The sequence below is a fragment of the Alsobacter sp. genome, from assembly GCF_059501845.1.
The window spans coordinates 38472-64013 of the sequence record NZ_JCACDK010000001.1 but is presented as its reverse complement, the minus strand read 5'-3'; the positions used below and the strand labels follow the sequence as shown (position 1 = coordinate 64013).

Here is a 25542-nt window from a genome sequence, read left to right as displayed (position 1 = left end):
CTAGAGCTCCCGCTTGAGGTCGACGAAGCGCAACAGTCCCGCCACGACGATGCCCATGATCACGGTCAGCACCACGCCGGCCACGGCTGCGAACGCCCATTTGAGCGAGCCGACCTGGGTGACGATGATGTTGCCGAGCAGGTTGACCTTGCGGCCGGAGAGCGCGGCGGAGGTGGCGAACTCGCCCAGCACCATCACCGACACGAAAATGGCGCCGACGACCACGCCCGGCATGCTGAGCGGCAGGATGATGGTGCGGAAGATGCGACCGAAGCCGGCGCCGAGGTCACGCGCCGCCTCGATCACGTTGGGATCGATGCGGCCCAGCATGAAGGCGATCGGGCCGACCATGAACACGCAGTAGATCTGCGTCATGCCGATGATCACCGACAGGTCGGTGAAGAGCAGTGCCTCGATGGGTTCGCTGGTGATGCCGGCGCCCTGAAGGATGATGTTGATGGCGCCTTCCTTGCCCAGCATCGGCCGCCATGCGAGCACGCGGATCAGGAAGGACGTCCAGAACGGGATCACGCAGAGAACGAGGAGGACGGTCGCGACCGTCTTGTTCTTGACGAAGAGCCCGACATAGAGCGCGGTCGGATAGCCGACGACGAGCGTCGCAACGAGGACCAGCAGCCAGATCCGGATCGTTGTCCACAGCGCGCCGATATAGGTGTCGCTGGAGAAGAAGGTGACCCAGCTCTTGGTCGTGAGTACCGGCTCGATCTTGAAGGTGGTCTGCGTCCAGAACGACACGTAGACCATCATCAGGATCGGGACGACGAGGAAGAGCACCATCCAGATCACGCCGGGCGCGATCAGCCAGAAGGCGCCACGCGAGGCCTTCGCCTGGGCTGCCGCCTCCCCCACGGGCAGGCTGGCGTCGGTGACGGTGGTCATCGGTGGTCTCTCGTCTTCACGCCGCGCTCCGCTCCCTCACTCAAACACCACCGGCTCCGCCACCTTCCAGACGAGGCTGTAGCGGTGGTGCGGCTCCAGGTCCGCCGGGGCGCGATGACTGAGATGGTTCTCCACCTCCACCACCTTCCCGCTCGGCAGCTGGAAGAAGTACATGACGGCCGATCCCGAATATTCGCTGGTCAGGAACTCGGCGACGAGCCCTGTCTCGCCGGGGCCGGGCCCTTCGACTTCCGGGCGTATGGCGATCAGGTCCTGGCGGACTGCATAGGCCGGCGCTGCGGCGCGGCCGAGCGTGCTGGCCACGGGGAAGCGCGTTCCTTCGGCGAGGAAGGCGCCCTGCTCGATGCGACCCTCGAAGATGTTGTAGCAGTTGAGGAACCGCGCCACGTTGGGGCTGGCGGGCGTGTTGTAAACGGTATCCGGCGCGTCGAACTGGCCGATGCGGCCGCGGTCGAGCACCACCACCCGGTCGCCCATGGCGAGGGCTTCGGTCTCGCTGCCGGTCACGTGCAGGAAGGTTACGCCGAGCTGGCTGCGGATGCGGCGAAGCTCGCCGCGCATGCGCGTGCGCAAATTGGCGTCGAGGGCGCCGAGCGGCTCGTCGAGCAGGACGATGCGTGGCTGCGTGACGAGCGTCCGCGCCAGCGCGACGCGCTGCTTCTGCCCGCCGGAGATCTGGTGGACGCCGCGCTCCTCGAGGCCCGTCAGGCCTACGAGCTCGATCATCTCGCCCACCTTGCGCTGCAGCTGGGACTGGTCCGTCACCGGATTGTCCGTGCGGTTGGTCAGGCCGAAGGCGATGTTGTCGAAGACGCTGAGGTGCGGAAACAGGGCGAAGTTCTGGAAGACGAAGCCGATGCCGCGCAAATGGGCAGGCATCGTGTCGATCCGCTTGCCGCCGAACTGCACCGTGCCTGAGTCCGGCGCCTCGAAGCCGGCGATCACCCGCAGCAGCACCGTCTTGCCGGAGCCGCTTGGACCGAGCAGCGAAATATAGGCGTCACCGGGGATTGCGAGGCTGATGCCATCGAGCGCCGCCCTGCCATCATAGTGCTTCGTCACGCCTTCGAGGCGAAGCACCTCGGGCGGGTTGCGCACGGCGGTCTCGGCAAGGCGCAACTCGGCAGTGGCCGCCATCGATACCCTCTCTCCCGGAGCGTCAGGCAGGCCGTGACCCCTCCCGACCCAAGGACGCTAGCCGCAGTGACTTTTGTATGCAAGCTCAGTTTGAGTGCGCGCAAAAGCCTAAGGACTGGGCAATTGCACAGCATAGGATCGGGCTTCTGTGCCGGAATGCTGCTGACACGCGATCAACCCGGCATTGCGCAGTATGCAAACGCCATTTTAGAGTGGAAGCAGACGAAACGGGGCGAAACGTGCGATCCATCGCTGCACAGGATGCCGGGCGGACGGCCAGCGGGGCGGCGATGAACGGGTTCCGTGACCAGCCTTTCGAGAAGCGCTACGAGCTCGTCGAGCGCGTGCTGCGCGACAATATCGAGAGCGGGCGCCTCCCGCCCGGCCTGGTGCTGCTGGAGGGCCCCATCGCTGAATTGCTGCAGACGAGCCGCGCGCCCGTTCAGAAGGCCCTGCATCTCCTGGAGACCGATGGCCTCGTCCGACGCTTCGAGGGCCGCGGGTATCTCGTCTGCGGTCCTGGTCCGGAAACGAACCCGGAGCCGCGCCGCCTCGACCTGCGCCGCCTCGGCCTGGCCGTCCCCGGCGATGTTGACGAGGCTCTGCAAAGCCGCGGCTCATGGGAGCGTATCACCATGGCGGTGGAGGATGCCGTCGCCTCCTGCCTGATCTTCGGTGAGTACCGCATCATTGAGACGGAGATCGCCCAACATTTTCACGTCAGCCGGACCGTGGTGCGCGACGTGCTGGGCCGCCTGCAGGAACGCGGGCTCGTGCGCAAGAACCAGAGCTCCCACTGGGTTGCGGGACCGCTGACGGCCCAGTCGATCAAGGAGCGCTACGAACTCCGGCGCATCCTCGAGCCAGCCGCCCTTCTCGACGCCGCGCCGCTCACCGACCGCGAGGAGCTCGCGGCCCTTCGTGCCCGCGCCGACGCCGCGGGAGTGCGCGAGGACGCTGGTGCCTGGGAGGAGATCGAGACCGCCTTCCTCGACCTGTGCATCCTCACCGCGCCGAATGCCCAGCTCGTCGAGGCGATCCGGCACAACCAGCTGCCCCTGCGCGCCGCCAACCGGCTGCTCGGCCATCTCGGCCTGCCCAGCGACCGGGCCGCTGTCTCGGAGGTCAGGATGGTGATCGACCTCCTCCTGGCCGACGCGGTGCGCCCGGCCGCCGAGTTCTGGCGCGATCACCTGGCCATGACCGAGCAGCGCAGCATCGCGCGGCTGAAGATCGTCGCCGTCATCCCCGAGCCGCAGCGACTCGCACCCTACCTGACACCGGTGGAATAGAACCCTCACGGCACAGCCCGCGCTTGCGGGTGGCAGGACCACCGGTAGGATCGTCCGCGAGCGGGCCATCACGGCCGCGCGCAGGACCCAGCCATGCCCGCTCCCCTCTCCCATCTCGAAGCCCGCGGCATTCGCCTCTCGCTCGACCTGGAAATCGGCCATATCGCCGCGCTCGAGATCGAATCGGGTGGCCGGACATTGTCTCCCCTGCACCGGGCACCCTGGGCGGACGACGACGCGATCCGCCGCGATGCGTCGCTGGTCCCCAACCTTCGAGGGCTCTCCGGCGATTTCTTCTGCGCTCCCTTCGGCCTGGCCGACGTGGAGGAGGCGCCGCCGCACGGTTGGCCCGCGAACAGCGCCTGGCACCGCGTCGACACGGTGTCGTTCCCCGGCGGCGTCACGGCGCGTTTCGCCCTGGAGCGGCGCGTCATGGGGGCGCGGCTCACCAAGGAGATCACGCTGCGGGATGGGCATCCCTTCGTGTACCAGCGCCACATCTTCGAGGGCGGGCAGGGAGCACTGTCCGTCGCCCACCACCCGATGGTGCGGTTTTCCGGCACCGGCCGGCTGAGCTTCTCGCCCAAGCGCTTCGTCGAGACACCGCCGACGCCGCTCGAGCCCGATCCCGCCATCGGACGCTTCGCGCTGCAATACCCGGCACGGCGCGACGAGCCGGGCCTTTTCCCTCTGGCATCGGGCGGCGACACGGACCTTCGCTCCTACCCCATCGCGGACAGGCACGAGGATTTCGTCGCCATGGCCGAGGCTCCGCACGAGGGGCCGGGCTGGACCGCCATCCTGCGTGACGAGGAGCGCGACGTCCTCGTCGTGCTGAAGGATCCGGCGGAGCTTCCCGTCACTCTGCTCTGGTTCAGCAATGGCGGACGCGACTACGCGCCCTGGAACGGGCGCCACACCGGCGTGCTCGGCATCGAGGACGCCCGCTGCTACTCGGCGCTCGGCCACCGCGCGGCGACCATGCCCAATCCGTGGAACGAGGACGCCATCCCGACCGCGTTCCGCCTCGCGCCCGGAACACTCGTCTCCGTTCGCCACGTGATGGGAGCGCTGCCGGCCGGCGAGGGCTGGAAAGAGGTTGGATCGGTCACGCCCGCCAAGGGGGCGATCCGCGTCGCGGGCGAGGGAAGCGCGGCGAGCGTCCCATGGGACGCAAATTTCCTCGCGCCCGCCTGATCAGGCGCCGCGCCGGCGCCGCGCCGCACGCACGGCCCGCCACACCGTCGCAAGCAGGCCCGCTACAGCCGCAGCCGTGAGAACCGCGCTCGCAGGCGTATGGCCCACCACGAGTTCCGGTAGCGCATAGCCGAGCACGCCGGCGCAGACGAGCACGACCAATGCGGCCCTGTGGAGGGGATTACGCAGAAAACGGGACATGTCACCACAATGCTCCCGTGCATCGCGCGTTCCAAGCACGCCTACGTGCAAGGCCCGGCCTGTGTCCTGGCGCACGCGGCGGGGCAGCCGCTGGCCCGTCATCCCCCCAAGTGTGAAGCCCTTCACAGAAGCCTGTGTGACGAGCGCCGAGGATCGCCTGCAAGGAGCCGCGAATGGCTCCTGCCGATCTGGAGGTCCTGCCGTCATGACCAATCGTCCCACCCCGCAAGGCGCCGACGCCCAGCTCAAGGACACGATCCGCTCGATGCGCGGGCCGATGATCGGGGTCAGCGCCATCAGCTGCATCGGCAATGTCCTGATGCTGACGGGGCCGATGTTCATGATGCTGGTCTACAACAAGGTGCTGTCGAGCAAGAGCATGCCGACGCTGATCGCGCTCAGCCTGCTCGCCCTCCTGCTCTACGTCTTCTACGGCCTGCTCGAAGGGCTGCGCGGCAAGGTCATGGCCCGCGTCGGCATCGCCTTCGACCACCGCCTCGCGCCAATGCTGTTCAACGCGACGCTGCGCCTGCCGCTGCAGTTCGGCCCGCATGCCCGCGAGCACGATCCGCTTCAGGACCTCGCCGCGATCCGCAACTACCTCATGGGGCCGGGCCCGGCAGCGCTCCTCGACCTGCCGTGGATCCCGATCTACTTCGGCATCCTCTACCTGGTCCACCCCGTCCTGGCGCTCGGCGCCGGGGGAGGCGCGCTGTTCCTGATCGCGCTCAGCATGGCCAACCAGATGCTCACCAAGGACATCGCCGCCGCGGCCCAGCGCCAGCACATCTCGACCCTGACCCTGCTCGTCGACGCCAAGCGCAACACCGAGGCGGCGGCAGCCATGAGCATGGGCGACGACCTCTGCAAGCGCTGGGGCGCCGGCTACGTCGGTGCGATCTCGCAATCCCGTGACCTCGCCGACCAGGCAAGCGTCTTCGGAGCGATGTCCAAGACCGCGCGCCTCGTCCTCCAGTCCGGCATGCTGGCGCTGGGTGCCTTCCTCGTCATCGAGAACCAGATGTCGCCCGGGGCCATGGTCGCCTGCTCGATCATCCTCGCCCGCGCTCTCGCTCCCATCGACGCCGTGATCGGCCACTGGCGCCACACCTCGGCCGCGATGGGCGCGATGAAGCGCATGCGCACCCTGATGGCGCGCCTGCCGAAGACGGCCGACCGGCGCCACTCCATGCCCAAGCCGAGCCGTCGCCTCGCCGTGCGCGACATCGCCATCGTGCCCCCCGGCTATCCTCTGGCCACGGTGCAGGGCGTGTCCTTCGAGATCGAGGCCGGCGATGCGCTGGGCATCATCGGCCCCAGCGGCTGCGGCAAGTCCACGCTCGTCCGCGCCCTCGTCGGCGCATGGCCGACCGCCCGCGGCGAGGTGCGCTTCGACGACGCCCTGATCTCGCAGTACTCGGCCGACACGCTCGCCGACTGCATCGGCCATCTGCCGCAGAGCATCGAGCTCTTCGACGGCACCATCGCCGAGAACATCTGCCGCTTCCGCAAGGACGCCTCCACCGAGCAGGTCGTGGAAGCCGCGCGCCTCGCCGGCGTTCACGAGATGATCCTCAGCTTCCCCCGCGGGTACGACACCCCCGTCGGCGAGGGCGGCATGGTGCTCTCCGGCGGCCAGCGCCAGCGCATCGGCCTGGCCCGCGCCGTGTTCGGCGAACCCTTCCTCGTCGTCCTCGACGAGCCGAACTCCAACCTCGACCCGCTGGGCGAGCAGTCCCTCAACGAGGCGATCCAGCGCATGCGCCAGAAGGGGCACATCGTCGTCATCGTGGCGCACCGGCCGAGCGCCATCTTCGCCGCCAACAAGATCCTCTCTCTGCGCCACGGCAGGGCCGAGATGTTCGGGCCGAAGAAGCAGGTCCTCGCCGCCCTGTTCCCCCGCATGGGCCAGCCGCACAAGCCGGCGCCGGTCGCCGACCTGTCCGCCGACCCGCTGGCCGTCAGCGCGCCGGTCACGCAGGACCAGCTCCCGACGGGCACGATCGTGTCGCAGCGGCCTCTCACGGCCACCCCGGCGCAGGCGCCATCCGCTGCGCAGGCTGCCCAGATCGCACAGGCAGCGCAGATGGACGCGGCCGCGGCGCTCGACCAGACACGCGTCAGGATTGCCGCAGCCCCCGCCATGTGAACCGCTTCACAGACCTCCCGGCCGCTTCGGGCGAGGGTCGCCGCGACACCTGCCCGGCGCGGCCGGGAAGGACACCAAGAGACTGACCGGGGAGCCAGCCATGACCGGGTTCGAGACCGACCTCGCCTCCAACCAGACGTCCCTGACCCGCCTGATGCGCATCTTCACCGTGAGCTCGCTCGCCGTGCTGATGTCGGTCGGCGGCTGGTCCGTCGCGGCCAAGGTGGACAGCGCGGTGGTGACGGGAGGTACCTTCGTCGTCCAGTCCAGCGCCCAGGCCGTGCAGCATCTCGAGGGCGGGGTTGTCGGCGCCATCCTCGTCAAGGATGGGCAGCTGGTGCAGGAGAACCAGGTCCTCGTGAGGCTCGACGCCCAGAAGGTGATCGCCGAGACGGCGATCCAGGAGCGCAAGCTGATCGACCTCGCCGCCCAGCGCGCGCGGCTGGAGGCCGAGGACAAAAATCTCGACCAGATCCAGGTGCCGCCCCCGCCCGTCCCCGGCGAGCAGGCCGCCACGGCTTTCCGCCTCGCCATCGCGCAGCAGCAGAACCTGCTCGAGGAGAAGCGTTCCACCCGGTCGAGCCAGGTCTCCCAGCTTCAGGAACGCAAGCGCCAGACCGAGAGCCAGATCGACGGCCTGCGCGACAAGCTGAAGTCGCTGCAGGAGGAGTTCCAGCAGGCCTCTGCCGAGCTCGCCGACATGCGCATGCTGGAGTCCAAGGGCCTCATCCGCCGCCCCGTGCTGCGCCAGTCCGAGCGCGATGTCAGCCGCCTGCGCGGCGACATGGGCGACGTGGAATCGCGCATCGCCAGCGCGCAGTCGCAGCTCACTGAGACGGCCTTCAAGATGGCCGAGGTGACGCGCAGCGCCCGCTCCGAGATCCTCTCGCAGCTCAGCGACATCAGCGCACAATACTCCGACGCCGAGCAGCAGCGCCTCGCCGCGATCGACCGGCTGCAGCGTCTGGAGATCAAGGCACCGCGCGCCGGCTATGTGCAGGAACTCGCCATCCACACGGTGGGCGGGATCGTCGGGCCCGGGCAGACCGTGATGTCGATCATCCCCATCTCCGATGCCCTCGTGGTCAGCGCCAAGGTGCGGCCGGACGAGGTCGATCAGGTGCATGTCGGGCAGCCCGCCATCATCCGCGTCAGCTCGCTGAAGCTGCCGGTGGCACCGGAACTCGACGGCGAGGTCACCAACCTGTCGGCCGACAAGGTGGTCGATGCCAAGACGGGCGAGGCCTACTTCACCGTCAAGATCGCGGTGCCGAACGAGGAGCGCCACAAGCTGCATGGCAAGGAGCTCTCGCCCGGCATGCCCGCGGAGGTGCTGATCAAGGGCGAGTCCCGCCGCGTCATCACCTACCTCACCCACCCCCTGACCGAGAAGATCGGGCTGGCCTTCCGCGAGGAGTGAAGGCGGCCTTCCTGGAGAGGGGACCGCAGGAACGACATGGAGCGCGGGTCTTCAGACCCGCCCTTCGCCTGTTCAAGAGAAAGGCGCGTCTGAAGACGCGCGCTCCGAAAAAGTCCTGCCCTGTGAACGTCTTCACAGCCGCACCCGGCGATCCGCGGGAAACTCGCCTCATAGGACAGGGCCCAGGGACATGCCGGGCCCCTGACCACAGGAGGCTCTGATGGCCAACCGGATCGACTTCGACGCGCACCGCATCGTCCGCCACGCCGCAGCCCGCAGCGAGATCTCCGCCATCCTCGGGCGATCCCTCACCGGCAGCCCCGCGGCACGCCTGCAGGCACCGGCTCGTCCGGCGCGCGCCGCAGCACCACGCCTCCCGGACGACCCGACCTGGTGAATTTTTCGTCGCCCCTGTGAGGGGGGCCACAGCGCACCGGGCTCGCCAGGCGCAGCATCCAGCCAGTCACCGCAAGCCAGAGGAGGGCAAGATGATCGCAGTGTCCGCAGCCCGCCTCTTCCCGGCGATCTCGGCTTTCCCGGTCCACAACCTCTGGGCCGCCGTGGCGATCCTCGCCAACACGCTCTCCGCTTCCGCTGCACCGACGCTGAAGGGGGCGCCCGTGGCCCCGCTGCCCGAGATGGCGCAGGTGGCAGAACAGCCCCTCCCCGGCCTTCGCGGCGCCTGCGAGCGGGGCCTGTCCTGCACCCTCGGCAACGACGCGCTGCCCGCGACGATCTGGTGGATCCGCACCCCGTCGCGCACGCGCACCTGGCGCTACCGGTCCGTTTTCGCCTGATCGGCCCAGCCTTGCGGCGCCGGGCGGGCCGCCCTGCGCCCCCAGGCTATGTCCCGTCCCGGCAGCACGCTAAGACTGCCCGCAAGGCCACGGCGGCCGTCGAACCGCCGGGCGCAAGCGCGCGGGGACGCCATGGGCATCATCACCTATCTCACCACGATCAGGCTTGGAGAAGGCTCGCTCGGCGAGATCGGCCAGGACCTGATCGACCTGAAGATCGCCCGCCCGCTGATCGTCACCGACAGGGGCATCCTCGCCGCCGGCCTCCTCGACAAGCTGCGCGCCGCGGCACCCGCGCTGGCTTCGGCGCCCGTGTTCTCCGACGTGCCCACCAACCCCACCGAGGAGGCGACGATCGCCGCTCTCGACCTCTACCGGCAGGAAGGCTGCGACGGCGTCGTGGCCTTCGGCGGCGGCTCTCCCATCGACCTCGGCAAGGGCATCGCGCTTCTCGCGACGCATCCCGGCCCGCTGGAGCAGTACGCCGTCATCCTGGGCGGGCTGGCCCGCATCACGCCGGCGGTGGCACCCCTCATCGCCATCCCGACGACGGCCGGGACCGGCAGCGAGGTCGGGCGCGCGGCCTTGATCACGCTGGCAGATGGCCGGAAGCTGGGCTTCATCTCGCCCCATCTCATTCCCCGCCGCGCCATCTGCGACCCCGAACTCACCCTGGGCCTGCCCCCCGTGCTGACTGCCGCGACCGGCATGGACGCACTCACCCATTGCATCGAGACCTACCTGTCGCCGCGCGACAACCCGACCGCGGATGCAATCGCGCTCGACGGGCTGCGGCGGGCGACCGACAACATCGAGCGGGCGACGAGAGACGGGTCAGACCGCGCGGCGCGGCACGAGATGATGGTCGCGGCGCTTCATGGCGGGCTGACCTTCCAGAAGGGCCTCGGCGCAGTGCATGCGCTGTCGCATCCCCTCGGGGGCCTCAAGCACCTCGCGCTTCACCATGGCATGCTGAACGCCGTGCTGCTGCCGCATGTGCTGCGCTTCAACGCAGACGTGGCGGGGTCGCGCTACGACGCGTTGCGACAGGCCATGCGGCTGCCGGCCGGAGCCGACATCGGGCAGGCCGTGCACGACCTCGTGGGGCGGCTCGGGCTTCCGCGCAGCCTCGGGGAGATGAAAGTGCCGGCGGATGTCTTTCCCGCCATCGCCGAGGCCGCCGTCCTCGATCACTCAAGCGCGTCCAACCCGCGCAAGGCCACTGCCGCTGACTATCAGGCGATCCTAGAAAGCGCCTTCTGACGCTGTGCAGCAAGGACAGAGCCCCGGAGCGAGCACGTCGCCACTATCCGGCGCGCCGTCCTCACTGCCTCGTCGACGCGGGCGGGATGTCGCCGGAATGAACGTCGTCCCTGCGCCACTCTGCGTCGAACTCGTCCCAGCAGCGCATGAGGTCCCACCGGGCTCGCTGTACGGCGAGTTCGAGCGCGAGGCGGCGATGGCCGACCCTCACGCCGAGCCTGGCCGTGGCCAGTCCCTCGATCGAGCGCTGGAGTTCGCTGAGATCCTCGGCCGCGCTGCCGATGCAGACTTTCGCTGCGCTGTAGTAGCCGTCGTTCACGGAAACCTCCTTTCCGAGCAGGCGGCGTCGTGTCTTGGACGACGCGCAACCCCCACCTCCGGTTTCCCAGTTCGCCATTGCAGCGCCCCTTTGGTTAACACCCGGTTGACGAAAGCGGCCTAGAGGCTCGGCCGCAATCCGGGCTCATGAGCAAGAGAGGACGTGTCGGTCAAAGGTATGCCCGCCCGGGCGCCGGACCTGTCCTCGAGCCGGTAAAGGCTCCACGGCGCACCGGAATGGCGCCAGCTCTCCCACCTCCCGGCAAGCCGGTAGGCATGCGGCTGATCAGGGCAGATCGTGAGGGTGGCCGGCAGGCCACGGGTGTCGCGGATCATCCAGCGGGGCGGGTCGGCGCACCACGCCTCGTCGGATACGAGGCGCGTGGGGAGTTCCTGCCGCGCCGCATAATAAGACACGATCCGCTGTGCCCGCGCCGCGCGGTCGCTGCCATAGCTCGCCTCGCCGCCATCCCTGCGCATGATCGAGACAGCTTCGTCATACTGTCCCCGTCCGAGGGCCAAGAAGTCAGTGGTGCCGGCGACCTGGAGCGCGAGCATGCTGGCAAGTCCCGCCCCGGCGAGGATGCGCACCGGGCCGCGGTGACGCATCGCATGGCCAAAGGCCTGGGCGAGCGCGAGCAGCAGAAACAGGCAGGCAACGAGGAAATAGCGCCCGAACACCGTGTTCGGGATCGCCAGGGCAAAGAGAAGAGCAGGAATACCGAGGAAGGCGGCGGCGCAGACCAGACCGAACCGGTCGCGGCAGAAGACGCCGACGAACGCCACCACGGCCGCCCCTGCGCCGAGACAGGCCGCGACCGGCCATGCGGCGGGCAGCCCGAACACCACGCGCAGTGCTTCCGCCCAGCCGGAGACGAAGTCGGCCGGATTGGCGATGAACATGCCGCCGAAGCCGTAGCCATGCCGCATCACGGCCCATGCAAGGCAGCCCGCCCACACCGCGCAGGCCAGGGCCGAAGGCCATAGCAGGCGTGCGGCGAGCCTCAGTCCTGCTGCACTGCCCGCTTCAGCACACCGTGCGGCACAGGCCCAGAGCATCAGGACGGCCAACGTCTCGACCATGAAGGCATGGGAGAAGAGCCCGAAGAGAGCCACGACACCGAGCATGACGGGGCCGGACGTCGACGGTCGTTCCAGCTCGCGCCTGACGAGGCCGATCGCGAGCAGCGTGGCGAGCACGAGCCCGGAATAGCCACGCGCCTCCGACCCGTAGTTGACCAGTCCCGGCGACAGGGCGACCAGCGCCATGGCCGAGAGGCGCGCGGGCGTTCCGCGCACCGCAAACCCGGCCGCCCAGATTGCTGCCGTGCCGAAGACCACGCTCGCGGCACGCAGCACCGGCGTGGGCGCGTCCGGTCCCGCCAACATCACCCAGGCCGAGTTCAGCCAGTGATTGTTGTCGTGCGGGATGTCCGTGAAGACCTGCCACCAGCCCGACAGCGGCCGGACGAGCTCGATTGTCCAGATCTCGTCGAGCCAGAGGTCACCGCGCACCCCGAGGGCGCGCAGCAGGAAGCCGGCCACGACGATGAGACCGGCGGCGAGCGGGACCGCGCTGGCCGCTTCGCGGGCGCGCGAAATGGACGCGGCCCTCGTAATGCTGTCTCCTGTCCCGAGCGCCGGGAGAGTCATGAACCCGCTCCTGCCTCCGGGGCAGGACGGTGTCATGCCATGGTCAAGGCTTCGATAACGCTCAGGCTTTCCGCTGCCACGTGTTCATGCAGTCGAGCGTCTGCTCGAAGGAGCGGATGCCGGCATCGGAGCCGAGCCCCGTCGCGACGAGACCGGCCGCGGCCTGGGCGAAGTCGACGGCCATGCGCGGCTCCATGCCTTTGTGCAGGGCCGCGATGAAGCCAGCGTCGAACGCATCGCCGCATCCGGTGGTGTCGACCACCTGGATGTCGAAGGCCGGCGCACGAAAGCGGGTGCCATCCTTGTGGGCGTAGTATGCGCCCTCGCCTCCCAGCGTGAACACGCAGCAGGTTGCGCCCTTGCCGAGATAGAAGTCGGCGCAATCCTCGGCAGAGCCCGCCCCCGACATGTCCCGAGCCTCCTCGATGGAGGGCATGAAGTAGTCGATGAAGGGCAGCAGGGGCAGCACGAGGTGCGCTGTCTCGGCGCTGGCTGCGATGAGGTCGAACGTCACCGTCCGGCCGCGCTTCTTCGCCTGTTCGAGCAGGATCCGGCTCGGCTCGCCGTCCAGCCTCTTCAGCAGGCCTGTTCCACCGAGATGCACGATCGGCGCATCGAACACCTGGTCGTACAGCGCCACCGGAACGTCGAAATGGTCGGATGCACCGCGCACGTGAAGCGCCGGCCGGTCGCCGTTCGGCCGCACGTTGAGGATCGTGGCCGAGGTCGGAACGCCCGGCAGCCTCTGCATGGCGGAGACGTCGATGCCGTGCTTTTCCATGGTGGCGAGCACCCAGTCGGCCTTCTCGTCGTCGCCCACCGCGCCGACGGCGAGGCTGCGCAGGCCGAGCTTGGCGGTATCGACGACCGTACCGCCCGCCGTCCCGGCGACCGTCAGGCGGATCTCCTCGATGAAGTCGACATTCCCGCGGTCGGGAATGCGCGTCACAGGCCGCCCGAGAACGTCGAGGATGTAGAGCCCGATCACGGACACGTCGTAGCGCATGGTTTGTCCCTCCCTGTTGCCGGGCATTCTGCAAGGCGCGGGAGCATCGGCAAGGGGAACGTGGCCAGGGAGATATCCGGATCGGGTCCAACGCTGCGGAACGCAAACCCGAAGAACGTGCAGCGTCAGCTGCTCCGTGCGCGGCCGCACGCCAGACTGGGCGAGGTGCATCTATGGTCCTGCCTCACGGAAGGAGACATGTCCATGTCCACGACACAGTATTCGATGAGTTTTTCTGCACTGGAAAAGGCGGCCGAAAGGCCGGGGATTGCCGGCTTCGGCACCTCGTTCCTGTCGGCCGCTTTCCGCGCCTATGGCTTCTACAGGACCCGCCGGGCCCTGATGCAGCTCGACGACCACATGTTGTCCGACATCGGGCTGCACCGGTCGCAGATCGAAAGCGTCGCCCGCTCGGTGAGCGGCGGCCAATGAACGGTTGTCCCGAGCCGGCCGGCGCGTCGTGACGGCGGCGCGCCGGCCCCTCGAAGCCTGCAGGTCCCCCCTCCCACATCCCTCCGAGTTCATCCCGAACCTCGCGCAGGAACGCCACCGGCGATCCGCCATCCTTGCCTTCGCGCTTTTGCGCCGCTACTGCGCGGCAAAGGGCGGACATCGCACAGGAGCGTCCATGAGCGTGGAGACAGTCGAGGCTTTCCTTGCGGAGAAGGCACCCGACATCGCCCTCCTGCGCCCGGGGAAGAGCACGGCGACCGTGGCCCTCGCGGCGGAAGCGTTCGGGGTGGAGCCCGGCCGCATCGCCAAGACGCTGACGCTGCGCGTCGGCGAGCGCACGTTCCTGCTGGTCGCGCGGGGCGACGCACGGCTCGACAACCGGCGCCTCAAGGACACGTTCGGCGGCAAGGGCCGGATGGTCGATGCGAGTGAAGCCGAGGCGCTCACCGGCCACCCGGTCGGGGGCGTATGCCCCTTTGGCCTTGCCACGCCATTGCCGGTTTACTGCGACGTGTCGCTCCGCGATTTCGACGAAGTCCTCCCGGCCGCCGTCGCCCCGGACGTGGCGGTGCGGCTTTCGCCCGACCGGCTGGCCGGGCTGACGGGCGCGGCGTGGGTCGACGTGTGCCTCCGGCCGGCAGAGCCGCGCAGGGAGACATGAGCGACCAGGCGCGGGTTTGATTACCTCCGGCGTCATCGACCCGCGCGCCGGTGCCCGTCATCGTCTCCCCATCGGCCGCCATCGGGGCGGCCCGAACCTAGGAGACGAGACATGACAGCCTATGCAGTCGGCCACTTCCTTTCCGTCGATGTCGGCCCGGACATCGTGACCTATCTCGAGAAGATCGACTCCACTCTCGCCCCTTATGGCGGCCGCTTCCTCGTGCACGGGGCCAGGCCCAGCCCGCTGGAAGGCGACTTCCAGGGCGACCTCGTGGTCATCGCGTTCCCCGACATGGAGAACGCCCGCGGCTGGTACGACTCGCCTTCCTACCGCGAGATCCTGCCGCTCCGGCTGCGCAACGCGGTGGGCGAGGCTTTCCTGATCGAGGGCTGCGACGAGACGCACCGAGCGACCGACATCCTCGCCGCCTGATGCACAGCGCATGAACGAAACGGGCCCCGCCTTGCGGCGGGGCCCGTTCCTGTCCGGCGGGAGCCGGAGTCCGGTCAGAAGGCCGGGAAGAAGCCGTGGTCGCCGACGTGCTGGAAGGCGTCCGCCGTCACGTCGCCGCCGATGACATTGCCGACGCCGTTGCCGGCGACGATGGTCGCGGCATTCACGCCGACATTGATGTCGCCGCCGAACGGGTTGTCGAAGTGGTAGGCGTAGTCGCCGACACCCTGGTGGGCGTTCGCGGTCACGTCACCGCCGATGACGTTGCCGACGCCGTTGCCGGCCACGACCGTGGCGGCGTTCACGCCGACATTGATGTCGCCGTTCAGGCCGGGGATGCCGAAGCCGCCGCCGAGCCCGCCACCGAAGCCGTGGTCGCCCACGTGCTGGTCGGCAGCCGCTGTCACGTCGCCGCCGATGTGGTTGCCGGCACCGTTGCCGGCGACGACGCTGGCGCCGTTGACGCCGATGTTGAGGTCGGGACCTGCACCGAGAAGGGGGTTCATCATCGTCTCGTTCCTTTGCGCTGGAAGGGAGCGGCGGGGCGCCGCGGTAGTCCGCCGGTACTCTCTGGCGATGATTGACTCTGAAGCCCGGGCTGCTTTTTCGATGTGAGCTGGACCACAGGCATGCGGCTTTTCGGGCGAACGCCCTCGCGCAACGAAAAAGCCCCGCGCGGTGGCGCGGGGCTTCGTGGGGGAGGGTTTGGACCTGTCTGAAGGTCAGAACAGGACGGGCAGGTGGAAGCCGGCGTCCCCGATGTGCTGGTCGGCCGTGGCCGACACGTCGCCGAGGATGAGGTTGCCGACGCCGTTCCCGGCGAGAACCGTGGCGGCATTGGTGCCCTGGTTGAGGTCGGGTCCGAAGTTGAACCCGCCGAAGCCGTGGTCGCCGATGTGCTGGTCGGCGATCGCCGTCACCGATCCGCCGATGCCGTTGCCGACGCCGTTGCCGGCCAGAACCGTGGCGGCGTTGGAGCCGAGGTTGGCGTCGGGTCCGAAGTTGAACCCGCCGAAGCCGTGATCGCCGATGTGCTGGTCCGCGACGGCGCTGACGTCGCCAGCGATGATGTTTCCAGCGCCGTTGCCGGCGACGACGGTGGCGGAGTTGCTGCCGAAGTTCATGATGCTCTCCTGATGTCGCGGCGGGAGGGGGTGGATCTTGGAGCCCCGCCGTCTGCGGCTCCGATGAATGGACTTTGCCGCACCCCCCGCCCTTTCGATGTGAAGTGCCTCACAGGAGCGACTTTTTCTTCGTCGGAGCGATCCTCGTTGCGAGCGAAGGGTCGTCATGGCGAGCGAAGCGAAGCAACCCAGGCCTTTTCGCCAGCTTTGAACCCGGTGGCTGGGCTGCTTGGTCGCCGAGCTCCTTGCAAGGACGGCAGGACCCTGCGAACCGCTCATGTGCAACGAAAAATGCCCCGCGCCGGAGCGCGGGGCATCGTTCGAAAGGCGTTCTCCGGATCAGAAGATCAGAAGAGGACGGGCATGTGGAAGCCGCTGTCGCCGATGTGCTGGTCGGCCGTGGCCGAGACGTCGCCGAGGATGAGGTTGCCGACGCCGTTCCCGGCCAGCACGGTGGCGGAATTCGCGCCGGTGTTGGCGCCGCCGAAGTCCCAGCCGCCGTAGCTGTGATCGCCGACGTGCTGGTCGGCGGTCGCCGATACCGAGCCGCCGATGCCGTTGAAGGCGCCGTTGCCGGCGACGACCGTGGCGGAGTTGCTTCCGGAGTTCTGGTCGAGGAAGGGGAACATGGTGGTCTCCTGCTGTGCTCGGGCGGGAGGATGGGAGGCTGGATCGGAGAGCCCCGCCGGCTCGGCTCCGATGGATAGACTTTGAACGATCCCCGGACCGGCCGATGTGAAGTGCTTCACAGGGCCGGCCTTTTGCGGCGGCGTACGGCCGGGTGAGGTCCCGCGAGCCGGCGACAGCCGGCTGCTTCGCCGCGGAGCTCCTGGCCGCGACGCAACGGCCCGCGCGCAACGAAAAAGCCCCGCGCGGTGGCGCGGGGCTTCGTGGGGGAGGGTTTTGGCAGGTCTGAAGGTCAGAACAGGACGGGCAGGTGGAAGCCGGCGTCCCCGATGTGCTGGTCGGCCGTGGCCGACACGTCGCCGAGGATGAGGTTGCCGACGCCGTTCCCGGCGAGAACCGTGGCGGCATTGGTGCCCTGGTTGAGGTCGGGTCCGAAGTTGAACCCGCCGAAGCCGTGGTCGCCGATGTGCTGGTCGGCGATCGCCGTCACCGATCCGCCGATGCCGTTGCCGACGCCGTTGCCGGCCAGAACCGTGGCGGCGTTGGAGCCGAGGTTGGCGTCGGGTCCGAAGTTGAACCCGCCGAAGCCGTGATCGCCGATGTGCTGGTCCGCGACGGCGCTGACGTCGCCAGCGATGATGTTTCCAGCGCCGTTGCCGGCGACGACGGTGGCGGAGTTGCTGCCGAAGTTCATGATGCTCTCCTGATGTCGCGGCGGGAGGGGGTGGATCTTGGAGCCCCGCCGTCTGCGGCTCCGATGAATGGACTTTGCCGCAGCCCCCGCCCTTTCGATGTGAAGTGCCTCACAGGAGCGATTTTTTCTTCGTCGGAGCGATCCTCGTTGCGAGCCAAGGATCGTCCTTGTGAGCGAAGCGAAGCAACCCAGGCCTTTTCGCCAGCTTTGAACCCGGTGGCGGGGTTGCTTCGTCACCGAGCTCCTCGCAAGGACGGCAGGACGCTGCGAACCGCTCATACGCAACGCAAAAGCCCCGCGCCGGAGCGCGGGGCCTGCATCGCTGCGGTCAGAAGTTTCAGGCGGCGATCGCGTGCATATCGGGCTGGTGGTCGATCAGCCCGGTCTGCGACGACACGGCGGTCACGTTGCCGCCGACCGAGACCGATCCCCCGTCATGCGCGTCGAAGAGGATGTTGGTGTTCTGGATCAACGTGTTCTGGTTGATCTCGAGATGCTCGATCGGGATCACCACGATCGCCCCGGGGCCGAAGCCGGCATGGAGCCCGCCGGCATCGAGATGGCCGAACAGGATCGCGTCGAAGTCACCCCCGGCACCGCCATGGCCACCGAAGATCCCGTGGCCGTCGTCACCGCCGTGCGGGGCGGCGTAGGGGGAAGGCGAGTGAGAGCAGCCCTGGCCGGGTGCCTCGTAATCCGGGCCGAAGGAGCGGCCGGAGCCGTAGGTTGGGTTCTCGGTCTGGCTCGTTTCCGAAAACAAATGCGGCCGCCAGCCCGTATCCCCGGGTGCCCAGATGGAATGGCCCGAGTTCATTCCGCCATAGCCGAAATCGCCGCCGTGAGCGTGCGGGTTGCCATGGATCCCGTCACGGTCTCCGTCGAACCCGTCCCGGTCGCCGATGCGCCCATCGCGTTCGCCGCCGGGGTCACCGAAGCCGCCGCCCTGGCCCTGCTCCGACGACGGCAGCACTGGCTGCTTGTCATGCTCCATCGTCCAGAGCCTGAACCAGTCGAGATTGGACATCTGACGCCCCTGCAATGAGAACCGGAGGGAACGGCACGAAGCCGCGTGCTTCCATTTCCGGGAAAGAGGCCCGCGGAGTCTGTGACCCACGTCACAGGATGGCAGCTCACGCATTGCGCAAGCGGAACAAGCGCCTAAACTCAACGGGAAATTCAGCCGACGCGGAGGCCACGGCCATGACCGATACCCCGGCTCCCAGGGCGGCCGCTGCCGAGACCCGCCTCGCTCGCCTCTCCGCGCTCGCCATGTTCACCGGCGTGGCTCCGGGGACGCTCGACCAGATGGCCCGGCTCGCGCAGAAGCGGACCCTTGCGAAGGGCGAACTCCTCTTCAATGTCGGCGACGAGTCGGATGCCCTTTACGTTGTCGCCGAAGGACGCATGCGCATCTGGACGGTCGCCGCCTCCGGTTCCGAGGTGACGCTGAACGTCCTGACGGAAGGCGCGGTGTTCGGCGAGATCGGCATGCTCGATGGCAGCGTCCGCACGGCCGGAGCCTCGGCGATGGCCGCGACCGAGCTGATCGCCATTTCGCGCCGCACCTTCTTCGACGCGCTCGACAACGATCCGAAGCTCGCCCGCAACGTCATCGACGTGCTCTGCAAGCGGCTGCGCTGGACGAGCGCCCGCATGGAGGACGCAGCGCTTCGGCAGGCGCCCCAGCGCCTCGCGCGCATCCTCGGCCACCTCGCCCGCGACCACGGGAAGAAGACGCCCAAGGGCATCGAGGTCTCGATCCAGCTGACCCAGGGCGAACTGGCACAGTGGACGGCGATGTCGCGCGAGAGCCTCAACAAGACGCTGAACCGCTGGGCCGACGAGGGGCTGCTGGCCCAGGACCGCAGGAGCCTGCTCGTTCGCGACCTAGAGCGCATCGACGAGATCGCCGAGTTCGGCGAGGCCTGAGCGTCAGCCCAGCCGGGCCACGAGGATGGCGGCGCGGTCCCGGAACGCCTGCCTCTCCGCCTCGGCGGGGATCTCCATCGCGACCGACTCGACGAGTGCTTCCGGGCTGTCACAGCGTTCGGCGTGGCGCTTCACCAGAACCCGCGCGATTGGTCCGAGGTAGGTGGTGAGCGCTTGGGCGACGTCGGGGATCGCGGATTGCACCCTCGCCCACGTGGCGGGATCAACGGCCGGCGGCCGGGCGGCAGCCGTATCGGACGGTCGCTCCTGTACAGGAAGCGGCGCAGGAGCGGTCAGGTCAGGCACCTCGAAGGGCGATGCCTTCGGCAGCGGCTTCGGGCGCCAGCTGACGTTCAGCGCCCGGCGCGGCAGGACGACCGTTCTGTCGGGATCGAACTCCGGCTCCGGGATCACCTCCGGCCCGGCCTCGGCGTCCGCCGGAGGGAAGTCATCCACCAGCATTGCGGCCTCCGCCGGCTCAGAGGGGGCATCCGGCTCGAGGGATGTCGAGACTTTGGCGGTGACATCGCCTTCGTCCTCTGCGACGGGATCAGCAGGAAGCGGCTCTGGTTGCACTTCCAGGGCTTCGACGCCCACCGGTTCGGGTGCCGGGGCTTCGGTGCCAGTCTCGCCCGCTGGCACAGGACCGGTGTCGGCCAAGGCAGGATCGTCCGCTTCCGGCGTGTCGGCCGGGCGGTCTGCTGCGCCCGCCCCATCCAGCAAAGCCGCGATCTGCCGCCCCGGCATGAATACAGTGCGGTCGGTCAAAAAAGCTTCCGGTCCGGCAGCAGCCGGCAAGGCGGCTGGATCGGCAGGGGGCAGCTGAGGCGTCGCGCGTGGAATGGCCGGTGGGGGAAGCGGCGTCTCTTCCACCGTCGGCGACGAGCCCGTCCTCACGGCGCCTAACCGAACCGGCCCGCGCACCGTGCCCGCCTCGGCCGGCATGGTCGTGCGAATGTTCGGCACGAGCGTCAGGTCCAGCGGTTCGGCGGGTGGCGGTTCCTCTTCCTTGCGCGCACCAGGCGGGTGCACCGTGTAGGTCTTGATCTGCCGCGGGCTGTGCTTGAGGGACCGGACACCCTGGTCGACGAAAACGGCCTGGATCCTTGGCGCTACAGCCTCCATCACGGACTGCGAGACGAGAATGCCGCCGGGCTCTGCAAGGCCCTCCAGGCGCGCCGCGATGACCAGCGCCTCGCCGAAGGGCAACTCGTCCTGGAACAGCACTTCGCCGAGATGGATGCCGACGCGCAGGTTCAGGATGGTGGCCGCCGGCTGCTCTGCGAGCCGGCCCTGAATGTCGAGCGCACAGCGCACCGCATCCACCGAGCTCTCGAATAGCGCGAAAATGCCGTCGCCGGGCATTCCGAACAGCCAGCCGCCATGCTTGCCGAGTTCCTGCGTGGCGATACGGCGTGTCGTCCAGAGGCTGTCGAGTGTCTTGGTCTCGTCCACCGAGACCAGCCCGCCGAAATTCGCGGCATCGGCGGCAAACACCGCGCGCAGGCGGCGCCTTCGCTCGCGTCCGGGTGCGGCTGCGTCGGGCGCTTTCTCCATCGGTCGGTCCGGGTCCTTTCAGGTCGCGGGGCCTGGAGCTCAGTCGAGCTTACCACGCCGGCGGAGGAAGAGCGTCCTGTCGCGCTCGTTGGGGATGGCATCGGCCAGGCGGCGGATGAAGTCGTCGCGCCCGACCGCCGTGGCGGCCTGCCTGGCGACCAGCACCCGCGCCATGGGACCAAGAACAGGCAGCAGCGCCTCTGTCGTCTCGCGCACTTCGGCCTGCGAGATAACGGCCTCCATCTGCGCCAGAGCGAGGCCTGCGTCCCGCCGCAGAGTCTCCTCGGCCTGGCGCCGGAATTCCGCGATGTCCTCCGGATTGGCGATCTGCCTAGAGAGCGAGTCGAGCAGGCTGTCGATGTCGGTGGCCTGCTGGGAGGCCTTTTTGACGACCAGCCGGGCGATGGGGCCGAGCGCCCGGGCAAGCGACTTGCTGAGCGAATCCAGAGTGGCGGGGGACAGCCTGTCGGCCAGCGTATGGGTGAGTTCGTCTTTCGCAACGGGCGCGACGTCCCTGGGCCGCGGGTCGGCGAGCTTGGTGAGGTCGAGCGGCGGCAAGGCGTCGGAGGGTTGCGCGTTCACGGCGGCGTTCAGGCCTTCCACGAAGGCGTCCGCGCTCGCGTAGCGGTCGTCCGGGTTGCGGGCCATCGCCTTCTGGACGACGGCATCGAGGGCCGGCCACAGCTCCGGCCGATAGGTCAGGATCGAGGGCGGCGACTGGCTCATCAGCTGCCGCATGAGGTCGGGCAGGTCGTTGGCGACGAAGGGCTTGGCGCCGGTCAGCAATTGGAAAAGCACGACGCCGGCCGAGAAGATGTCGGATCGCGCATCCGCCGTGCGGCCGAGGAAGCGCTCCGGCGCCATGTAGTTCGGCGTGCCGATGGCGCCGAGCCCGCCGGGCTTGGTGATGTTCAGAGCCTCGATCTGCGCGACGCCGAAATCGCCGACCTTGATGGACGCGGCGGAGGGGCACAGGATGTTGGCCGGCTTGACGTCGCGATGGATGACACCCTTGGAATGGGCGTGGTCGAGCGCGAGAAGCAGCTGCGCCATGATCTCGCCGACCTGCCGAACGGGCAGCAGCGCCCCCGACGCGATGACGTTCTCGAGCGTCCCGGCGTCCACGTACTCCATGACGATGTAGGGCGCGCCCTCGTGCTCGACGAAGTCGAACACGGTGACGATGTTGGGATGCAGGCAGCGTCCCGCCGACCGTGCCTCGGCGGCGAAGCGCTTCAGAAGCTCCTCGTTCTCCGGGCCGTCGCCCAGGAGGTCGGGGCGCAACGTCTTGATTGCGAGCGGCCGGTCGATCTGCTCGTCATAGCCCTTGTAGACGATGCCGGAGGCGCCACGCCCGACGACGCCGTCGATCCGGTACTTGCCGACCTTGGCAGGGATTCTTCCCCGTCCCGCCCCGCTCATGCCGCACCTCCCCGCCGCGGCGCGGCGCGTCCGGTCGGGAGGAGGGTGGGGCGGCCTTTGGTCACCGGTCCAGCATCTTCATGGCACTGTCGAGGCTTCGCCTCATGCGGTTGAAGGAGCGCGAAAGCGAGGCGACCTCGTCCGAACCGGGGTACTCGAATTCCGGCACGGAATCGTCGCCCATGCTCACCGCCTCGGCGGTCTTCGCCATGCGGGTGACCGGGCCGATGACGTACCGGTTCAGCATGACGTTGAGGAGAAGAAGGAGCACCAGGAAGATCGCGCTGGTGATGGCGACGAAGAGCGCCAGGTTCCACCAGATCTTCGCTTCGGCCACCGTCATGGGGACGGAGATGATCTGCGCGCCGACGGTCTCGTTCAGCTTCCAGCCAAAGCCGTTCTTGCTGCCGTAGAGCGCCACCATGGAGCGCGGCGCCTTGTCAGGCGTGGAGTGGCAGGCGAGGCAGGACTCGCTCTTGATGATGAGCGGATAGCTGACGGTGAAGTGCGTGACACCGTCGACGGTGCGGTAGCTGACGTCGCTGGAGATCCCCGGGTTCTGGCGGAGCCTCTCGATGAGCTCGGCCTCCCAGTCATGTGCGAGGTCCGCCGGGTTGGTCGGGTTCAGCACCGCTTCCTTGTAGAAGAATTGCGGGTACTGGTCCCGGAAGTTGCGGAACACTGTCTGGGCCGAGAAGGACGGGATCGTCTGCGGCAGGAACTGGATGCTCGACTGGTCGGCGAGCAGGGGCTGGATCTCCTCCGACGTGTACTTGCGCACGGCAAGGGCCTGCGCGCGCAGCACATCGGCCTGCGACTGCAGCTGCTCTATGGCTTCACGCTTGGAGAGATGATAAAAAGGATAAAGCGACAGGCAAAGCCCAAGCACGTAGCAGACGGCCAAAATCAGGTTGAATCTCAGCCTCAAGCCCATGCGAAAAACCCCAACCGCCGACTGAAATGTCCTTGTCCGGTCAACTCCGTTCAATTCATAGCCCAGTTGGTGAAGCGGTACCATGGGAACGCCCGTGAACCAGAAGTTGGGATGTGCAGTCGGGTCCCGGACCGTTCGTGCCCGGCGTTGCCGGACCGCAGGCCTGATCCGCCTTCTCGGTGCTACGCCCGGCTTTTTCGCCGTGCTGTGCCTTTTCACACTTGCACCCCTCATGCCATCGCCTGCGGCCGCAGGATCGCGCGTAGCGCTTGTTCTTGCGGCTGAGGACTACACAGGGTTGCCGAAATCGACGATCGGGGTGAGCCGCGCCCGGGATATCGCGGGGGCTTTGGAGGAGCGCGGCTACGACGTCATCTTCGCCGCCAACCCGACCAATGCGGGCGGCCGCGCCAGCCTGCGTGATTTCTCGGTCAAGACGTCCGGCGCCGACCTCGCCATCGCCGTGCTCGTCGGCCACGGCATCGCCACCGGGGGCCAGACCTATTTCCTGCCCGCCAACACCGAGATCAGCCGGGCGACTGACCTGATGTCCCGTGGTTTAGCCGTGGCCAACATCGCCCAGATCGTCAGCCGGGCGAAGCAGGGCGGCGTCTTCTTCTTCATGACGGTGCCGTCGTTCCCGCAGGCGATGGAGGGGCTCGACTCCCGCCCGCAATATGCCTCCGACGTGCTGCCCAACGTGGTGGCCACGATCTCGAACTCGCCCAGGATTCCGCTCTCGCGAGTCGATGGTGCCGGCATGGACGCGGCATCCGCCTTCGCCGAGGCGCTCCGGACTCCCGGATCGAGCCTCGCCGACGCAGCAAGGGTTGCCGCGGCGGGTGATCTTGGTTTTGTCGTGGGCACCGCGCCGCCGGTCGACCTGTCCGGCCCCGCCCCGGCGGCGGAGCAACCGGCAGCCCCGCCCGCCGCCGACCTCGCGCGCCAGGCCGAGGACGCGGCGAAGCAGGCGGAGACCGAGGCCAAGCTGAGGGCCGAGAGGCTGGCCCGCGAGGCCGCCGAGAAGAAGGCCCGGGACGAGGAGGGCCGCGTCCAGGTCCTTCAGTCCGAGACGCAGAAGGCGCAAGCCGACAGCCGCAAGGCGCAGGCTGATCTGGCGCGTGCGCAGGCCGAGGCGCAGAAGGCACAATCGGAGGCGCAGCGCGCCCAGGCCGAGGCGCAGAAGGCCCTCGCCGAGGCCGAGCGGACCAAGGCGGAAGCCGACAAGGCCCGCCGGGACGCGCTCGCGGAAGCGCAGAAGGCCGAGCAGGCACGAAGGGACGCCATCGCCGAGGCCGAGCGGATCCGCAAGGAGGCCGCCTCCTCTGCCGAGCAGGCCAAGCAGGAGGCCCTGTCCAGCGCCGAAAAGGCGAAGCAGGAGGCTCTCGCGGAGGCCGAGCGCGTCAGGACGCAGGCCAAGGCGCTCGAGGACCAGGCAGCCTTCGCCCGCGCCGAGGCCGACCGGGCCAAGGAGGCGAAGGAGAGGGCGGAGGCCGACGCGGCCCAGAAGCTCGCCGCATTGGCAACTCAGGCCGCACAGCCGCAACCCCAGCCCCAGCCCGCCGTGCAGCCTCCCCCGCCAGCGGCGGAATCGTCCAGGCCGTCCATCCCGCTGGACGAGGCCAAGCTCGGCCAGGACCAGCGCCGGCGGATCCAGGAGAAGCTGCGGGATATCGGCCTCTACTCCGGCAAGGTGGATGGCAATCTCGGGCCGATGACGCGCGAGGCGATCGGCTGGTACCAGAAGAGCCGCGGCGTCGCCGAGACCGGCTTCCTCACCCTCGACCAGTACCAGGCGCTGCTCGCAGCCGACTGAGCGGCCGCCGCCGCTGCCGTTGCCAATCCCCCACGTGTGACCTCCTTCACAGCCCGCGGCCGATCGCGGCGTCCATGGTGCGCCCTCGCCCAGACCGGCTCTCGCCGGCGCCAACGGCGGAGGACACCATGCTCACGCTTCTCTTCAGCATGCCGGACGAGCCGCACGGCCTGCCCGTGGCGACGGCCGCACCCCCGGTGCGGGGCGTGCGCAAGCCCAAGGGAGGCCCTGACTACGGACGCTTCGCGATGGGGCTCGCCGCGGTCGGCGCCGGTGCCTTGTGGCTGGCGGGGATCCTCCTGGTATCGAGCCTCATGGCTCGCCTGCAGCTCGGCTACTGGCCCGACGCGTCCTTCTGCGGTCTCGGTCGTGGCGCCGCCATCGGCGGCTGCGCTGCAGGGGACGGAGCCTTTGCGCGGCTGGCCGGTTTCTTGCTCGAAGATGTCGACGCTGCCCTCGTCATTGCCTTTGCGGGAGCCTTGACGCTCCTGGCCGGGCTCCGGAACCGGACGTGA

General features: G+C 68.5%; 27 protein-coding genes. 13 read left to right on the top strand and 14 right to left on the bottom strand.

Annotated features, from left to right (window positions below; translation table 11 throughout):
* Both AC5JCN_RS00300 and AC5JCN_RS00295 read right to left on the bottom strand, forming a co-directional pair.
* Nucleotides 1-900 carry an ABC transporter permease gene (locus AC5JCN_RS00300; protein WP_495753003.1) on the bottom strand — a complete coding sequence of 300 codons (900 nt, stop codon included), beginning with the start codon at nt 898-900 and terminating at the stop codon, nt 1-3.
* A gap of 36 nt (nt 901-936) precedes the next feature.
* The gene (locus AC5JCN_RS00295; protein ID WP_495753002.1) at nt 937-2058 is read right to left on the bottom strand and encodes an ABC transporter ATP-binding protein; all 1122 of its coding nucleotides are present in this window, start codon (nt 2056-2058) and stop codon (nt 937-939) included.
* A gap of 290 nt (nt 2059-2348) precedes the next feature.
* Between AC5JCN_RS00295 and AC5JCN_RS00290 the strand changes: the two genes are divergently transcribed.
* Nucleotides 2349-3350, top strand: a complete 1002-nt coding sequence (locus AC5JCN_RS00290) for a GntR family transcriptional regulator (RefSeq protein ID WP_495753717.1) — start codon at nt 2349-2351, stop codon at nt 3348-3350.
* 93 nt (nt 3351-3443) lie between these two features.
* Nucleotides 3444-4547 carry a hypothetical protein gene (locus AC5JCN_RS00285; protein WP_495753001.1) on the top strand — a complete coding sequence of 368 codons (1104 nt, stop codon included), beginning with the start codon at nt 3444-3446 and terminating at the stop codon, nt 4545-4547.
* Here AC5JCN_RS00285 and AC5JCN_RS00280 read toward each other — a convergent pair whose 3' ends face one another.
* A complete protein-coding gene (locus AC5JCN_RS00280) occupies nt 4548-4748 on the bottom strand; it encodes a hypothetical protein (protein WP_495753000.1) in 201 nt (66 codons plus the stop codon).
* 205 nt (nt 4749-4953) lie between these two features.
* Here AC5JCN_RS00280 and AC5JCN_RS00275 point away from each other — a divergent pair, with 205 nt between their 5' ends.
* The 5 genes from AC5JCN_RS00275 (at nt 4954) to gbd (ending at nt 10377) form a co-directional block, all read left to right on the top strand.
* Nucleotides 4954-6897, top strand: coding sequence for a type I secretion system permease/ATPase (locus tag AC5JCN_RS00275; protein ID WP_495752999.1), 1944 nt, complete (start codon nt 4954-4956; stop codon nt 6895-6897).
* Between the two features lie 100 nt (nt 6898-6997).
* Complete coding sequence (locus AC5JCN_RS00270; protein ID WP_495752998.1) at nt 6998-8317, top strand: HlyD family type I secretion periplasmic adaptor subunit; 1320 nt, start codon at nt 6998-7000, stop codon at nt 8315-8317.
* 220 nt (nt 8318-8537) lie between these two features.
* Nucleotides 8538-8714, top strand: a complete 177-nt coding sequence (locus AC5JCN_RS00265; protein ID WP_495752997.1) for a hypothetical protein — start codon at nt 8538-8540, stop codon at nt 8712-8714.
* Between the two features lie 91 nt (nt 8715-8805).
* Nucleotides 8806-9114: a hypothetical protein gene (locus AC5JCN_RS00260; protein ID WP_495752996.1), complete on the top strand. Its 309-nt coding sequence runs from the start codon at nt 8806-8808 to the stop codon at nt 9112-9114.
* 132 nt (nt 9115-9246) lie between these two features.
* Entirely contained in the window at nt 9247-10377 is a 1131-nt protein-coding gene (gbd, locus tag AC5JCN_RS00255; protein ID WP_495752995.1) for a 4-hydroxybutyrate dehydrogenase, read from the top strand.
* A gap of 61 nt (nt 10378-10438) precedes the next feature.
* Here gbd and AC5JCN_RS00250 read toward each other — a convergent pair whose 3' ends face one another.
* From AC5JCN_RS00250 to AC5JCN_RS00240, 3 genes are all read right to left on the bottom strand, one after another.
* The gene (locus AC5JCN_RS00250; protein ID WP_495752994.1) at nt 10439-10696 is read right to left on the bottom strand and encodes a hypothetical protein; all 258 of its coding nucleotides are present in this window, start codon (nt 10694-10696) and stop codon (nt 10439-10441) included.
* A 119-nt stretch (nt 10697-10815) separates the two neighbouring features.
* Nucleotides 10816-12348: a hypothetical protein gene (locus tag AC5JCN_RS00245; protein WP_495752993.1), complete on the bottom strand. Its 1533-nt coding sequence runs from the start codon at nt 12346-12348 to the stop codon at nt 10816-10818.
* 61 nt (nt 12349-12409) lie between these two features.
* A complete protein-coding gene (locus tag AC5JCN_RS00240; protein WP_495752992.1) occupies nt 12410-13354 on the bottom strand; it encodes a carbohydrate kinase family protein in 945 nt (314 codons plus the stop codon).
* Between the two features lie 204 nt (nt 13355-13558).
* Here AC5JCN_RS00240 and AC5JCN_RS00235 point away from each other — a divergent pair, with 204 nt between their 5' ends.
* The 3 genes from AC5JCN_RS00235 to AC5JCN_RS00225 all read left to right on the top strand — a co-directional run bounded on the left by AC5JCN_RS00235 (nt 13559) and on the right by AC5JCN_RS00225 (nt 14903).
* Nucleotides 13559-13786: a DUF1127 domain-containing protein gene (locus AC5JCN_RS00235; RefSeq protein ID WP_495752991.1), complete on the top strand. Its 228-nt coding sequence runs from the start codon at nt 13559-13561 to the stop codon at nt 13784-13786.
* A 196-nt stretch (nt 13787-13982) separates the two neighbouring features.
* Nucleotides 13983-14468, top strand: coding sequence for a YbaK/EbsC family protein (locus AC5JCN_RS00230; protein WP_495752990.1), 486 nt, complete (start codon nt 13983-13985; stop codon nt 14466-14468).
* Nucleotides 14469-14579: 111 nt separating this feature from the next.
* Entirely contained in the window at nt 14580-14903 is a 324-nt protein-coding gene (locus AC5JCN_RS00225; protein WP_495752989.1) for a DUF1330 domain-containing protein, read from the top strand.
* 74 nt (nt 14904-14977) lie between these two features.
* On the opposite strand, the gene AC5JCN_RS00220 is transcribed toward AC5JCN_RS00225, so the two are convergent.
* From AC5JCN_RS00220 to AC5JCN_RS00200, 5 genes are all read right to left on the bottom strand, one after another.
* Nucleotides 14978-15433 carry a hypothetical protein gene (locus tag AC5JCN_RS00220; RefSeq protein ID WP_495752988.1) on the bottom strand — a complete coding sequence of 152 codons (456 nt, stop codon included), beginning with the start codon at nt 15431-15433 and terminating at the stop codon, nt 14978-14980.
* A gap of 213 nt (nt 15434-15646) precedes the next feature.
* Nucleotides 15647-16048 carry a hypothetical protein gene (locus AC5JCN_RS00215; RefSeq protein ID WP_495752986.1) on the bottom strand — a complete coding sequence of 134 codons (402 nt, stop codon included), beginning with the start codon at nt 16046-16048 and terminating at the stop codon, nt 15647-15649.
* 347 nt (nt 16049-16395) lie between these two features.
* Nucleotides 16396-16677, bottom strand: coding sequence for a hypothetical protein (locus AC5JCN_RS00210; RefSeq protein WP_495752987.1), 282 nt, complete (start codon nt 16675-16677; stop codon nt 16396-16398).
* A gap of 290 nt (nt 16678-16967) precedes the next feature.
* On the bottom strand, nt 16968-17369 hold the full coding sequence (locus AC5JCN_RS00205; protein WP_495752986.1) for a hypothetical protein: 402 nt from the start codon (nt 17367-17369) through the stop codon (nt 16968-16970).
* A gap of 337 nt (nt 17370-17706) precedes the next feature.
* Nucleotides 17707-18393: a hypothetical protein gene (locus AC5JCN_RS00200; RefSeq protein ID WP_495752985.1), complete on the bottom strand. Its 687-nt coding sequence runs from the start codon at nt 18391-18393 to the stop codon at nt 17707-17709.
* Nucleotides 18394-18569: 176 nt separating this feature from the next.
* Between AC5JCN_RS00200 and AC5JCN_RS00195 the strand changes: the two genes are divergently transcribed.
* Nucleotides 18570-19298: a Crp/Fnr family transcriptional regulator gene (locus AC5JCN_RS00195; protein ID WP_495752984.1), complete on the top strand. Its 729-nt coding sequence runs from the start codon at nt 18570-18572 to the stop codon at nt 19296-19298.
* 3 nt (nt 19299-19301) lie between these two features.
* On the opposite strand, the gene AC5JCN_RS00190 is transcribed toward AC5JCN_RS00195, so the two are convergent.
* The 3 genes from AC5JCN_RS00190 to AC5JCN_RS00180 form a co-directional block, all read right to left on the bottom strand.
* Nucleotides 19302-20855, bottom strand: coding sequence for an adenylate/guanylate cyclase domain-containing protein (locus AC5JCN_RS00190; RefSeq protein WP_495752983.1), 1554 nt, complete (start codon nt 20853-20855; stop codon nt 19302-19304).
* Nucleotides 20856-20894: 39 nt separating this feature from the next.
* Complete coding sequence (locus AC5JCN_RS00185) at nt 20895-22277, bottom strand: serine/threonine-protein kinase (protein ID WP_495752982.1); 1383 nt, start codon at nt 22275-22277, stop codon at nt 20895-20897.
* 61 nt (nt 22278-22338) lie between these two features.
* Nucleotides 22339-23211, bottom strand: a complete 873-nt coding sequence (locus tag AC5JCN_RS00180) for a c-type heme family protein (protein WP_495752981.1) — start codon at nt 23209-23211, stop codon at nt 22339-22341.
* An 82-nt stretch (nt 23212-23293) separates the two neighbouring features.
* Between AC5JCN_RS00180 and AC5JCN_RS00175 the strand changes: the two genes are divergently transcribed.
* Entirely contained in the window at nt 23294-25027 is a 1734-nt protein-coding gene (locus AC5JCN_RS00175; RefSeq protein WP_495752980.1) for a peptidoglycan-binding protein, read from the top strand.
* Between the two features lie 128 nt (nt 25028-25155).
* Nucleotides 25156-25542, top strand: a complete 387-nt coding sequence (locus AC5JCN_RS00170) for a hypothetical protein (RefSeq protein WP_495752979.1) — start codon at nt 25156-25158, stop codon at nt 25540-25542.

Coding starts and splice junctions, on each gene's coding strand:
- AC5JCN_RS00300 (WP_495753003.1), bottom strand. CDS start 900: ATGACCACCGTCACCGACGCCAGCCTGCCCGTGGGGGAGGCGGCAGCC.
- AC5JCN_RS00295 (WP_495753002.1), bottom strand. CDS start 2,058: ATGGCGGCCACTGCCGAGTTGCGCCTTGCCGAGACCGCCGTGCGCAAC.
- AC5JCN_RS00290 (WP_495753717.1), top strand. CDS start 2,349: ATGAACGGGTTCCGTGACCAGCCTTTCGAGAAGCGCTACGAGCTCGTC.
- AC5JCN_RS00285 (WP_495753001.1), top strand. CDS start 3,444: ATGCCCGCTCCCCTCTCCCATCTCGAAGCCCGCGGCATTCGCCTCTCG.
- AC5JCN_RS00280 (WP_495753000.1), bottom strand. CDS start 4,748: ATGTCCCGTTTTCTGCGTAATCCCCTCCACAGGGCCGCATTGGTCGTG.
- AC5JCN_RS00275 (WP_495752999.1), top strand. CDS start 4,954: ATGACCAATCGTCCCACCCCGCAAGGCGCCGACGCCCAGCTCAAGGAC.
- AC5JCN_RS00270 (WP_495752998.1), top strand. CDS start 6,998: ATGACCGGGTTCGAGACCGACCTCGCCTCCAACCAGACGTCCCTGACC.
- AC5JCN_RS00265 (WP_495752997.1), top strand. CDS start 8,538: ATGGCCAACCGGATCGACTTCGACGCGCACCGCATCGTCCGCCACGCC.
- AC5JCN_RS00260 (WP_495752996.1), top strand. CDS start 8,806: ATGATCGCAGTGTCCGCAGCCCGCCTCTTCCCGGCGATCTCGGCTTTC.
- gbd (WP_495752995.1), top strand. CDS start 9,247: ATGGGCATCATCACCTATCTCACCACGATCAGGCTTGGAGAAGGCTCG.
- AC5JCN_RS00245 (WP_495752993.1), bottom strand. CDS start 12,348: ATGACTCTCCCGGCGCTCGGGACAGGAGACAGCATTACGAGGGCCGCG.
- AC5JCN_RS00240 (WP_495752992.1), bottom strand. CDS start 13,354: ATGCGCTACGACGTGTCCGTGATCGGGCTCTACATCCTCGACGTTCTC.
- AC5JCN_RS00235 (WP_495752991.1), top strand. CDS start 13,559: ATGTCCACGACACAGTATTCGATGAGTTTTTCTGCACTGGAAAAGGCG.
- AC5JCN_RS00230 (WP_495752990.1), top strand. CDS start 13,983: ATGAGCGTGGAGACAGTCGAGGCTTTCCTTGCGGAGAAGGCACCCGAC.
- AC5JCN_RS00225 (WP_495752989.1), top strand. CDS start 14,580: ATGACAGCCTATGCAGTCGGCCACTTCCTTTCCGTCGATGTCGGCCCG.
- AC5JCN_RS00220 (WP_495752988.1), bottom strand. CDS start 15,433: ATGATGAACCCCCTTCTCGGTGCAGGTCCCGACCTCAACATCGGCGTC.
- AC5JCN_RS00215 (WP_495752986.1), bottom strand. CDS start 16,048: ATGAACTTCGGCAGCAACTCCGCCACCGTCGTCGCCGGCAACGGCGCT.
- AC5JCN_RS00210 (WP_495752987.1), bottom strand. CDS start 16,677: ATGTTCCCCTTCCTCGACCAGAACTCCGGAAGCAACTCCGCCACGGTC.
- AC5JCN_RS00205 (WP_495752986.1), bottom strand. CDS start 17,369: ATGAACTTCGGCAGCAACTCCGCCACCGTCGTCGCCGGCAACGGCGCT.
- AC5JCN_RS00200 (WP_495752985.1), bottom strand. CDS start 18,393: ATGTCCAATCTCGACTGGTTCAGGCTCTGGACGATGGAGCATGACAAG.
- AC5JCN_RS00195 (WP_495752984.1), top strand. CDS start 18,570: ATGACCGATACCCCGGCTCCCAGGGCGGCCGCTGCCGAGACCCGCCTC.
- AC5JCN_RS00190 (WP_495752983.1), bottom strand. CDS start 20,855: ATGGAGAAAGCGCCCGACGCAGCCGCACCCGGACGCGAGCGAAGGCGC.
- AC5JCN_RS00185 (WP_495752982.1), bottom strand. CDS start 22,277: ATGAGCGGGGCGGGACGGGGAAGAATCCCTGCCAAGGTCGGCAAGTAC.
- AC5JCN_RS00180 (WP_495752981.1), bottom strand. CDS start 23,211: ATGGGCTTGAGGCTGAGATTCAACCTGATTTTGGCCGTCTGCTACGTG.
- AC5JCN_RS00175 (WP_495752980.1), top strand. CDS start 23,294: ATGGGAACGCCCGTGAACCAGAAGTTGGGATGTGCAGTCGGGTCCCGG.
- AC5JCN_RS00170 (WP_495752979.1), top strand. CDS start 25,156: ATGCTCACGCTTCTCTTCAGCATGCCGGACGAGCCGCACGGCCTGCCC.